At 50.7% G+C, this 280-nt stretch carries 1 protein-coding gene; it reads right to left on the bottom strand.

Annotated features, from left to right (window positions below):
• Positions 1–280 (bottom strand): 2-phosphosulfolactate phosphatase (locus tag ACNKXV_RS14695; RefSeq protein WP_417908440.1); only part of this gene is annotated, 280 nt, incomplete at both ends.

Raw genomic sequence — 280 nt, 5'->3', positions numbered from 1 at the left:
CCGCTCAAAAAGTGACTTCATCGCCAAAGCACCGTCTTCATCTGCTTGATGTGTGGACTCAAGGGATTTGACCAAAGCGCCTGCATACAGGGAGTCTTCCAGATTAAACCGTCCTTTCCAACCTGCACAATGAACCAAGACATCCAGTCCCTTGTCTTGGATGTAAGAGACCGTTGCCTGAAGGTTGGGAAAAGCTCCGATGAGAATCTGCGCCGCACCTTTTGATTTCTCTATGGCCTGCGTGCCATTGGTTGTGGTCATTGCTAGCTTTCGGCCAGCG

Origin of the sequence: Christiangramia aquimixticola (genome assembly GCF_048285835.1) — a bacterium.
Taxonomy (GTDB): domain Bacteria; phylum Bacteroidota; class Bacteroidia; order Flavobacteriales; family Flavobacteriaceae; genus Christiangramia; species Christiangramia aquimixticola.
This window is presented reverse-complemented; position numbering and strand designations above follow the sequence as displayed.